Origin of the sequence: Povalibacter sp. (genome assembly GCF_036735925.1) — a bacterium.
Taxonomy (GTDB): domain Bacteria; phylum Pseudomonadota; class Gammaproteobacteria; order Steroidobacterales; family Steroidobacteraceae; genus Steroidobacter.
The window spans coordinates 1-10,126 of sequence record NZ_DAINNK010000123.1 but is presented as its reverse complement, the minus strand read 5'-3'; the positions used below and the strand labels follow the sequence as shown (position 1 = coordinate 10,126).

Sequence of the window (10,126 nt, the reverse complement as noted above, 5' to 3'; positions counted from 1 at the left end):
CCCGATTTCGATCTGCTGATCATCGGCGGCGGCATGGTCGGCGCCTGCCTCGCGGCACTGGCCGGCAGCGATCGGGAACTGTCGCGCTTGCGCATCGCGCTGCTCGAGCCGCATCCGCCGACCCGGCCGCCGGCCGGCAACGACGTGGACCTGCGTGTGTCCGCAATCTCGCGCGGCTCGCAGCGCATGCTCGAATCCATCGGTGCCTGGGCGCACATTCCGTCGCAGCACGTCTCGGCCTACTCGGACATGATCGTGTGGGACGCACGCAGTCGGCCGCGCGGCGTCGGCTCGCTGCATTTTTCTGCGGCCGAAACCAGCGAGCCGAGTCTCGGATCGATCATCGAGAACCGTCGCGTGCAGTGGGGACTCTACGAGTCGCCAGCGATGCGCAATCGCGTCACGGTGCTGCGCGCGGAACTGTCCGCGCTGGAGGCCGACATCGACGAGGCCGTCGTCACGCTGGCAGATGGACGCCGTATCGGCGCCGAACTCATCGTCGGCGCCGATGGCGCGGATTCGCTGAGCCGCAAGCTGGCGGGGATCGAAACGCGCGGCTGGGACTACGAGCAGCGGGCCTTCGTGACCCACGTGAGCACCGAGCATCCTCATGCACACACTGCATGGCAGCGCTTCCTGCCGGCGGGTCCGATCGCTTTCCTGCCGCTCGCCGACGGTCGCAGTTCGATCGTCTGGTCGACGACGCCCGATCACGCGCAGTCGCTGGTGAATTGCGAACCGCAGGTGCTGGCGCGCGAACTGACCGATGCCCTCGACGGCGCGCTCGGCCAGGTAGGCGTGGCTGGTCCGCGTGCGCAATTTCCTCTGCGCCTGACGCATGCGCGCCAATATTGCAAATCGCGCTTCGTGCTGGTCGGCGACGCGGCGCATGCGGTGCATCCGCTGGCCGGGCAGGGCGTGAATCTGGGATTCCTCGATTGCGCCGCGCTGGTCCAGATCCTGTCGGCGGAACTCGACGCCGGCATCCGGCCCGCGGATCTGGGCGAAATCCGTGTGCTGCGACGCTATGAGCGGTGGCGGCGCAGCGAGAACGCCCTCGCGCTCGGCATGATCGACGGGCTCAACCGGCTGTTCAGCAATTCCAACGATCTGCTGACCTGGGCGCGACGGGCCGGGCTGTCGGCGGTCAACGGCAGCGCGCTCGCAAAGCGTTTCTTCATCGGCAGGGCCATGGGCACCGGCGGCGACGCGCCTGCCATCATGCGGCGTCCGCACTGATTCGATCCTGCCGGATGCTTGACAGCCGCACGCGGCTGGAGTGACGCTGCAATGCACCCGCGGCGTACGGACGAGGCGCCGCCGTCACCGATTCCTTGCTTCGTACCGGCCCATGACCTCATACCGTGACGCTGTCGAATCGTTGTTGAACGGGACCGATGTCGCCATCGACGGCGATCATCCCTGGGACATCCGGGTACGCGATCCCGGCTTCTTCCGGCGCGTGCTGGCGCAGGGCTCGCTCGGTGTGGGCGAGGCGTACATGGACGGCCAGTGGGACTGCGAACGTCTCGACGAAATGCTGTTCCGCGTCTTCCGCGCGCAGGCCGAAAAGCATCTGCCGACCTTGCGGCAGTTCTGGGCGGCGCTGGTGGCCACGGTGATGAATCCGCAGACGCCGCGGCGTTCCTTCAAGGTCGGCCAGAAGCATTACGACATCGGCGACGACCTGTACTCGCGCATGCTCGATCCGCGCATGATCTACAGCTGCGCGTACTGGAAGGACGCACAGACGCTGGAGCAGGCGCAGGAAGCGAAACTCGACCTCGTGTGCCGCAAGCTGCGACTGGAAAAGGGCATGAGCGTGCTCGACATCGGTTGCGGCTGGGGCGGCGCCGCGCAATTCGCGGCCGAGCGCTACGGCGTCAACGTCACCGGGGTGACCGTGTCGAAGAATCAGGCGGCCGCTGCGACCGAGCGCTGCAAAGGCCTGCCGGTGAAGATCCTGCTTCAGGATTACCGCGCACTGACCGGCCGGTTCGACCGCATCTACTCGCTCGGCATGTTCGAGCACGTCGGCTTCCGCAATTACCGCACGTATTTTTCGACTGCCGAGCACTTGCTGGAACGCGACGGCCTGTTCCTGCTGCACACGATCGGCAGCAACACGACCCAGGAAGCGAACGACCCCTGGGTCGAGCGCTACATCTTTCCGAACTCGATGCTGCCCTCGATCGTGCAGATCGCGCGCGCTGCGGAAAGTCATTTCATCACCGAAGACTGGCATTCGTTCGGCCCGTACTACGATCGCACGCTCGTGGCGTGGTTCGACCGCTTCCGCATCGCCTGGCCGGAGCTGGCGGAAAAATACGGCGAGCGCTTCAAGCGCATGTGGGAGTTCTGGCTGCTGTCTTCGGCGGCGGCCTTCCGGGCACGCCGCATTCAGTTGTGGCAGGTGCTGTTCTCGCCGCAGGGAGTGGCGGGCGGATTGCCGGAAGTGCGATGAACGCGCCGGAAATTTTCGTCCAGGCGACGCCGCGGCTCGGCAACCAGTATCGCGACGATGGCTTCCTGCGCTCCTGGCTGCAGCGCAAGCTGCCGGCCGAGGTGTTGTCCGCCATCGAGCCGGAACTCGACGACATGGGGCGGCTGGCGGGCGGCGAGCTGTATGAACTTCAGTTGCAGGACCGGTTGAATGAACCGGAACTCACGCAATGGGATGCGTGGGGCAATCGCATCGACCGCATCCGCGTAACGCCGCTGTGGCAGCGTTGTGCAGAGATCGCCGCCCGCGCCGGCCTGATCGGTATTCCCTGCGAACGTCTTCACGGCCGCTTCTCGCGCATTCACCAGTTCGCGCTGGCGTATCTGTTTCATCCTTCGTCGGACGTGTACACCTGTCCGCTGGCGATGACGGATGGAGCGGCGCGCACGCTGACGGTTTCCGGTAACGCCGGCCTCATCGAGCGCGCCGTGCCGCGACTCGCCAGTCGCGATCCGGCGCAGGCCTGGACGAGCGGGCAGTGGATGACCGAATCCACCGGCGGCTCCGATGTGGGTCTCTCGCTGACACAGGCGCGCCATGATGCTGACGGCCGCTGGCGGCTCTACGGCAAGAAGTGGTTCACCTCGGCTATCACCTCGCAGATGGCGTTGACCTTGGCGCGGCCCGAAGGCAATGGTCCCGGCGGCTCGGGACTCGCGATGTTCTATGTTGAAACGCACGATGCCGCCGGCAGGCCGAACGGCATTCGCGTCGAACGCCTCAAGGACAAGCTCGGTACCCGCAAGGTGCCGACGGCCGAACTGCTGCTGGACGGCGCCATCGCCGAACTGGTTGCCGAACCGCGCAATGGCACGCGAGCGATCGAACCCATGCTGGTGGTCACGCGAACCTGGAACAGCGTGACGTCGGTGGCCTTCATGCGTCGCGCAGTGGCGCTCGCCAAGGCGTATGCGACGCAGCGGCGCGCCTTCGGCGCTGCGCTCGATGAGCTGCCGCTGCATGTCGATACGCTCGCCGGTCTGGAAGTCGAGACGCGCGCCGCGTTCCTGCTGGCCTTCGAACTCGTCGAATTGATGGGGCGTCTGGAAGCCGGCGACATCGACGACAGCCAGCGTGCGCTGCTGCGGCTGCTGACGCCCATCTCGAAACTGCTGACGGCGAAGCAGGCCGTGGCCACGGTGAGCGAAGCCATCGAAGCCTTCGGCGGCGCCGGCTATGTCGAAGATACGGGCCTGCCCGTGTTGCTGCGGGATACGCAGGTGCTGCCGATCTGGGAAGGCACGACCAACGTGCTAGCGCTGGATGCACTGCTGCGCGGCGACGCAGCGGCCGGACTGACGGCGCTGGGTCAGCGACTGACGTCGTGTCGAAGTGCGTTGCAGGACGCCGAGCTGATCCGGCTCGCCCAGATCGCGATCGAAGCGCTTCAGCACGTGGGGACGTGGATCAAGCGCAACGGCGAGGCCAGCCTGCTGCAGTCCGGCGCGCGTCGTGTCGTCATGACGATCGGCCGCGCCTGGCAACTGCTGCTGCTGATAGAACATGCGCACTGGAGTCTCGAGACCGGGCATCAGCGCACCGGGATTGCAGCCGCCGCGCGCTTTGCCTCGACGCCGATCGATCTGCTCGCCGATATCCCCCTGCATGACTCCCACGATCTGCTGGAATGACTTTCTTCCTGTGGGGCCGGCTTTAGCCGGCCAAAGCACTGTCAGGCTGAAGCCTGACCTACAGAAGAAAAAACCGAACTCCATTCCGTCGCGCGTTTGAGACAGCGCTCCAAACCCGTTACGCTCTCGCCCGCCTTCAACAGGGCACAGGCCGTCGCGCGGCGGCACATCGGGGAAACCAGGCAACGCATCACGCCTGAATGAACAACCGCCATATCTATTTGCTAGCGGCGCTGCTGACGACGCTTGCCCTGTCCCTGTTCGTGTACAAGGCCAAGGTGCTGGGTTTTCCAGTCGTCCCGCAATCGCAGACCCAGATCTGGACCATCGAGGCCGCGGTGACTTTCACACCCGGGCCGGCCGCGGTGAAAGCGACGCTGCGAATCCCCGCGCTCACGCCCGGTTACTCGCTGATGGACGAGAACTTCATCTCGCGCGGGTTCGGCGTGACGACCCGGCCCGCACCGGCGGGGCGCGAAGCCCAGTGGGCCGTGCGAGAGGCGAGCGGCGAGCAGACCGTTTACTACCGCGCGCTGATCTATCGCGATCCGGATCGCACGGCCGAGGACACCACGCCGCCGTTCCCGGAAGTGCCGCGTCTCGATCCGGCTTCGCGCATCGCCATGGAAGGTCTGATTGCCGATGTGCGCCGTCAGTCGGCCGACGTCGCGAGTTTCACCACCGAACTGCTGCGCCGGATCGGACAAGGGCAGAACGATCAGTACGTGCGCCTGTTTCTCGACCGCACGGCAACGGCTGCCGACCGCGCCCATCTCGCCACGATCTTCCTCGCCGGCGCACAGATACCGGCACGCATCGCCCACGGCGTTGCCCTGCGTGAACGCGCCGGTCCCGTACAACCCGAAGTGCTGCTCGAAGTGCACGACGGCGTGGAGTGGCTCTACTTCAATCCGCAGACGCTGCAGCAGGGGTTGCCGCCCGAGTTCCTGATCTGGTGGCGTGGCGACGAAAGCATCGCCAGCATCGAAGGCGGCTCGAACCTCGACGTCAGCCTCGCCGTGCAGCAGAGCCTGCTCGACGCCATGCTGGTGGCCGAGCGCCGCGCCGAACGCAGCGGTTCGCACTCGGCCGAGTTCTCGCTGTTCTCGCTGCCGATCGCAACGCAATCCGTCTATGCCGTACTGCTGATGATCCCCATCGGCGCGCTGGTCATCATGGTGCTGCGCAACTTCATCGGCGTGAAGACCTTCGGTACGTTCATGCCGGTGCTGGTGGCGCTGGCGTTTCGCGAAACGCGGCTCGTCTGGGGCATCATGCTGTTCGCGATCATCGTGTCGCTGGGGCTGCTCATCCGGTTCTACCTGGAGAAGCTGCGCCTGCTGCTGGTGCCCCGGCTCACGTGCGTGCTCACGGTAGTCGTCCTGTTGATGGCCGGCATCAGTGTGCTGAGTCATCGTTTGGGACTGCAGCCCGGCCTGTCGATCGCGCTGTTCCCGATGGTCATCATCTCGATGACCATCGAGCGCATGTCCATCGTCTGGGAAGAGCGCGGCGCGTACGAGGCCATCCAGGAAGGTGTGGGCAGCCTGATCGTCGCAGCGGTGGCGTACCTGGTGATGGGGATCGCGTGGCTGGAACATTTCGTGTTCGTGTTCCCGGAAATGCTGCTGCTGGTCATCGCCGCCGCATTGCTGGTCGGCCGCTACACCGGTTATCGCCTGCTGGAACTGCGGCGTTTCAAGGCGATGCAGCCGGTGGATCCGGCGCTGAAGACATGAGGCCCGGTCCATGCTGAGCCGTTATCGCGCGCTTGCCGAGGCCGGCGTGCTCGGCCTCAATCGTCGCAACGGCGACTACATTTCGAAGTTCAATCCGCGCCGGCTCTACCCGCTGGTCGACGACAAGCTGCAGACCAAGCGTCTGGCCTTGCAGGCCGGCATCGCGGTGCCGGAGCTGTACGGCGTGATCGAAACGCAGCACGACATCCGCCGGCTGCCGCAGATCGTGAGCAATCATCCGGAGTTCGCGCTGAAACCGGCGCATGGCAGCGCGGGCGACGGCATCGTGGTCGTTGCCGGCCGCAGCGCCGGACGCTACCGGACGATCAGCGGTGCGCTGCTCGACGATGAGTTCCTGTCGCATCACCTCTCGAACGCGATCAACGGCCAGTTCAGTCTCGGCGGCGTGCCGGACGTCGTGATCGTCGAGTACATGGTGAGGTTCTCGGCGCTGTTCGAACGCATCAGCTTCCAGGGCGTACCCGACGTGCGGGTGATCGTGTTCCGCGGCTTCCCGATCATGTCGATGGTGCGGTTGCCGACGCGCGCCTCGCACGGCAAGGCGAATCTGCATCAGGGCGCAGTCGGCGCGGGCATCGATATCGCAACGGGAATGACGCTCGACGGCGTATTGGGCACGCAGGTCGTCACGCATCATCCCGACACGACGAATCCCATCGCCGGCCTGCAGATTCCGGACTGGGATACGATCCTCGACATCTCGGCGCGCTGCTACGAGCTCACGGGATTAGGTTATATCGGCGTCGACATCGTGCTCGATCGCGATCTCGGACCGCTGGTCCTGGAGCTGAATGCGCGCCCGGGGCTTGCGATCCAGATCGCCAATCGGCAAGGATTGCTGCGCCGGCTGCAGATCTGCGAACAACGAGCGGATTTTTCTGCGGCGCCGGCACGACGCATCGAGTTTGCGAAACGAGAGTTCAGCCATCCGGTCGGGCCGATGATCGATCCGGGCGCAGTGAAGGTCAACGCGGCGTAGTCGTTGGAATCAATACGAACAGGGAAGGGAGGAGCAGGGAATGAAGGCAATGATGGCAGCGGCATGCTGCATGCTCGGCACAGCCGCATGGGGTGCGGATTCCGGTTTCTATTTTGGAGTTCTGGGTGGCGCCTCGGACTACGAGTTCCGCTCGCCCTCGGCCCCGACCGCGGTCTTGCCGCAACCAGTAAACTCGTTCGCTCCTGATCCCTCTGCGTGGCTGACGACGGTGCCGCCCGCAGTTTCCGCTCCGATCATCGGAGGCGCCGTCGCATTCCTGCCCATTGGCTGGCTGCCTGGTGACGACAGCGACGGCAATGCATGGGGCGTCACCGCTGGTTACCGCATCGTTCGCTACGCGGCGGTCGAGCTCAACTACTTGAATCTCGGCACGCTGAAGGAATCGGATACGGTCTTCATCTATCCGATCCCCAGCACGACCGAATTTCGAAGAGAACTTGAAACGACGGGGCCGACTCTGTCGGTGCTCGGTACGCTGCCCATCGTTGGCGGCTGGAGCATCTACGCACGAGTCGGTGTCCTGTTCGCTGACATGAACCTGAAGAGTTCAATCGGCGCCGCCACTGGCGACACCTCGTTCGCGTCACGGAACATGCTGTGGGGAGCAGGCACGCAGTTCGACTGGGGCGATCACTGGTCGGTGCGCCTGGACTTTCAGCGCTTCGAAAGCGTGGGCGACGTCTTCCAGGCTGGCGAAGCGGATATCGATCTTCTGAACCTGGGCGTGCTGTTCCGCCTGTAATTCCGATTCGCTACTGCACCGGCAGCGCGTCGATCTTCGCCGCGCAGATGAAGTCGTTTTCCGACAATCCGTCGATGGCGTGTGTCGAGTACTTGAGCCGGCAATAGCCGTAGCCGACTTCGAGATCGGGATGGTGGTCTTCCGTGTTGGCGACATGCGCCACCGCGTTCACGAAACTCATCGTGCGATAGAAGTTCTTGAACTTCCATTCGCGATGCAGACTCTTCGCATCGTCGGCGAGTCGCCATTCCGGCTGCAATTGCTTCAGCAGCGATTCCGCTTCGGCACGGCCCATCGGCGCGGTGCCGCCTTCGCAGGGAACGCATTTCTTGCTTGCCAGGTCGCTCATGATTCCTCCGGAGGGAGAGTTTTCACACGGAGATCACGGAGCACACGGAGAAGGAGATCAAGAGAGAAGAATTTCCACGGGGGAAGAAGGGGGACACGGGGAACACGGGGAAAGAAAATTTCTGTTCCGAGACCCCGTGCTCCCCGTGTCCCCCTTCTTCCCCCGTGGAAACTCTTTACTTCTTCTCCGACCTCCGTGGCCTCCGTGAACTCCGTGTGAAACTTCCGATTCCTACTCCACCTTCGCCGCGTACGTCCGCGCGACATAGTCCTCGACCAGGGTCTGAAACTCTTCGGCGATGTGATCGCCCTTCAGGGTCGGGCCTTTCTCGCCGTCGATGTAGACGGGCGCGACCGGACGCTCGCCCGTGCCGGGCAGGCTGATGCCGATGTTCGCGTGCTTGCTCTCGCCGGGACCATTCACGACACAGCCCATCACGGCCACCGTCATTTCCTCGACGCCGACATAGCGCTTGCGCCATTCGGGCATCTGGTGACGGATGTGGCTCTGGATCTTCTGCGCGAGTTCCTGGAAATACGTCGAAGTCGTGCGGCCGCAGCCGGGGCAGGCGACGACCATCGGCGTGAAGGAGCGCAGGCCCATGGTCTGCAGGATTTCCTGTGCGACGATGACTTCCTGGGTGCGATCGCCGTTCGGCTCGGGTGTAAGCGAGACGCGAATGGTGTCGCCGATGCCTTCCTGCAGCAGCACGCTCATGCCGGCGGTGGAGGCGACGATGCCTTTCGAGCCCATGCCGGCTTCGGTGAGTCCGAGGTGCAGGGCGTAATCGCAGCGCTTCGCGAGGTTGCGATAGACGGAGATCAGGTCCTGCACGCCGCTGACCTTGCAGGAGATGACGATGTGATTTTGCGGCAGCCCGAGTTCGATGGCGCGTTTCGCTGATTCCAGCGCCGAGACGACCAGCGCCTCGCGGGTGACGTCGCGCGCATCGAGCGGCTCGGCGAGCTTCGAGTTCTCGTCCATCAGGCGCGTCAGCAGATCCTGATCGAGGCTGCCCCAGTTGACGCCGATGCGTACGGGTTTGCCGTTCGCGCAGGCGACTTCGATCATTTCGGCAAACTGCGGATCGCGCTTGCTGCCGCGTCCGACGTTGCCGGGATTGATGCGGTACTTGGCGAGCGCCTCGGCGCAGGCGGGATGCGCCTTCAGCAGCTTGTGGCCGTTGAAATGGAAGTCGCCCACGATGGGCACGAACACGCCGACCTTCGCCAGCCGGTCGCGGATGTGCGGCACCGCGGCGGCGGCCTCGTCCGTGTTCACCGTCACGCGCACCAGCTCCGACCCCGCACGCGCGAGGTCACGGATCTGTTTCGTGGAGGATTCGATGTCGGCGGTATCCGTATTCGTCATCGACTGGACGACGATGGGCGCCGTCCCGCCGACGGTGACGGAACCAATGCGAACGGGGATGGAAGAACGGCGGGTCACGGGCGGAACTGGAGTCTGCGAAGGGGGCGGGATTGTAGCGCAGCTGTGGGGCGGGCTTTAGCCGGCCTGATCGGGCTGAGCAGGCCGGCTGGAGCCGGCCCCACAGGAAAAGGAATGATCCTCTCCGCTCTGTGTTCTCCGCGATCTCTGTGTGAAATTCCGATGCCTTCAAAAATGTCGGGCAGTGGCACAAACCCTCGGCTACCATACGCGCACCCATCGCAAGGCGCGGCCGGAGAGAGCGAGTTCGAACCTCGCCGCCGAAGGCGCAACCGCCCGGAAACGCTCAGGCAAATGAACGGCGCGCCCTGTGACGACTGCTTCCATGGTCGTTGCTCGAGGGGCTCTGGAGAGTAGTCGGGAGGAAATGGGGACATTCCTCATTTCTGAAATGAGGAATGTCCCCATTTCCCGGCTCACCGAAGGGGAGAGGCAACTGCAGGTTGCCCGATCTCTCAGGTCGCAGGACAGAGGGGCGCCGGATCGCGAGCAGCGGTTCGACGCAACCTATGTAACAGCGAACTCGTGTTCACCGGAGCGCCCGATGGGATTCAAGACGCCTCTTCATGACACGCATGTCGCCGCCGGCGCCCGCATGGTCGACTTCGGCGGCTGGGACATGCCCGTCAACTATGGTTCGCAGATCGAGGAGCACCATGCGGTGCGTCGCGATGCGGGCATGTTCGATGTGT

The 10,126-nt window shown here is 64.4% G+C and carries 8 protein-coding genes, 1 pseudogene and 2 riboswitches; of the genes and pseudogenes, 7 read left to right on the top strand and 2 right to left on the bottom strand.

Features of this window, described 5'->3' with window-relative positions:
* From V7D81_RS22015 to V7D81_RS21990, 6 genes are all read left to right on the top strand, one after another.
* A partial coding sequence (locus tag V7D81_RS22015) for a UbiH/UbiF/VisC/COQ6 family ubiquinone biosynthesis hydroxylase (RefSeq protein WP_324320363.1) occupies nt 1-1,239 on the top strand: 1,239 nt, incomplete at its 5' end.
* A 112-nt stretch (nt 1,240-1,351) separates the two neighbouring features.
* The gene (gene cfa, locus V7D81_RS22010; protein ID WP_324320361.1) at nt 1,352-2,464 is read left to right on the top strand and encodes a cyclopropane fatty acyl phospholipid synthase; all 1,113 of its coding nucleotides are present in this window, start codon (nt 1,352-1,354) and stop codon (nt 2,462-2,464) included.
* Complete coding sequence (locus tag V7D81_RS22005) at nt 2,461-4,134, top strand: acyl-CoA dehydrogenase family protein (RefSeq protein ID WP_324320360.1); 1,674 nt, start codon at nt 2,461-2,463, stop codon at nt 4,132-4,134. Before cfa ends, V7D81_RS22005 begins: the two co-directional genes overlap by 4 nt.
* A 200-nt stretch (nt 4,135-4,334) precedes the next feature.
* Entirely contained in the window at nt 4,335-5,873 is a 1,539-nt protein-coding gene (locus tag V7D81_RS22000; protein WP_324320358.1) for an inactive transglutaminase family protein, read from the top strand.
* Between the two features lie 10 nt (nt 5,874-5,883).
* The gene (locus tag V7D81_RS21995; protein ID WP_324320356.1) at nt 5,884-6,873 is read left to right on the top strand and encodes an alpha-L-glutamate ligase-like protein; all 990 of its coding nucleotides are present in this window, start codon (nt 5,884-5,886) and stop codon (nt 6,871-6,873) included.
* 40 nt (nt 6,874-6,913) lie between these two features.
* Complete coding sequence (locus V7D81_RS21990; protein WP_324320354.1) at nt 6,914-7,636, top strand: outer membrane beta-barrel protein; 723 nt, start codon at nt 6,914-6,916, stop codon at nt 7,634-7,636.
* Between the two features lie 10 nt (nt 7,637-7,646).
* Here the strand turns inward: V7D81_RS21990 and V7D81_RS21985 are convergent, their stop codons facing one another.
* Nucleotides 7,647-7,985, bottom strand: a complete 339-nt coding sequence (locus tag V7D81_RS21985; RefSeq protein ID WP_324320352.1) for a 4a-hydroxytetrahydrobiopterin dehydratase — start codon at nt 7,983-7,985, stop codon at nt 7,647-7,649.
* 231 nt (nt 7,986-8,216) lie between these two features.
* Nucleotides 8,217-9,434, bottom strand: coding sequence for a flavodoxin-dependent (E)-4-hydroxy-3-methylbut-2-enyl-diphosphate synthase (gene ispG / locus V7D81_RS21980; RefSeq protein WP_324320350.1), 1,218 nt, complete (start codon nt 9,432-9,434; stop codon nt 8,217-8,219).
* 221 nt (nt 9,435-9,655) lie between these two features.
* A riboswitch (glycine riboswitch) is annotated at nt 9,656-9,746 on the top strand.
* Nucleotides 9,747-9,770: 24 nt separating this feature from the next.
* A riboswitch (glycine riboswitch) is annotated at nt 9,771-9,915 on the top strand.
* A gap of 63 nt (nt 9,916-9,978) precedes the next feature.
* Between ispG and gcvT the strand changes: the two are divergent.
* Nucleotides 9,979-10,126: pseudogene (gene gcvT, locus V7D81_RS23355) on the top strand (glycine cleavage system aminomethyltransferase GcvT); the annotation flags it as partial.